The sequence below is a fragment of the Halobellus sp. Atlit-38R genome, assembly GCF_003665925.1.
GTDB classification, from domain to species: domain Archaea; phylum Halobacteriota; class Halobacteria; order Halobacteriales; family Haloferacaceae; genus Haloquadratum; species Haloquadratum inordinatus.
Window position 1 is genome coordinate 1 of record NZ_QXIJ01000428.1, and the last position, 429, is coordinate 429.

Consider the following 429-nt stretch of genomic DNA (forward strand, 5'->3'; position numbering starts at 1 on the left):
TTCGACAGTCTACAATTGGGTTTCTCGTGACAGTGTTCCTGCCTCGGTGTTTGTCGAGCTACTTGGTGATGTTGTCGCTGTCGTCGAAACACTTCCGAGCGACATCTCGTTGGGGGTTCGACGCGATACCGCGACTGTCTCTCGAACGCTCGAAATCGACGAAGAGTTCGGAACTGTTCTCGGGTACTACGCCGCGGAAGGGTTCACGAGAGCAGACCCGGGGAGCTTCTACCAGACGACTATTTGCATCCCTGATGAAAGCGCCCGCGACCAGATCACCGAAACACTGCACGAGACGTTAGGGGTCGAAGCGTTCGAGGAGAACGAGTGGAAGCTCACGATATCCAGTCGTCTCATCAAATCCTTGTTCGCGGATATCCTTGAGCTGGGGGCACGAGCGAGAGACAAGCAGATTCCGGACACAATTCT

1 protein-coding gene is annotated in these 429 nt (G+C 54.8%); it reads left to right on the forward strand.

All coding sequences use genetic code 11. The annotated features are described in order from the left end of the window. On the forward strand, positions 1-429 hold a 429-nt coding region (locus D3D02_RS20205), incomplete at both ends, for a hypothetical protein (RefSeq protein WP_147435824.1).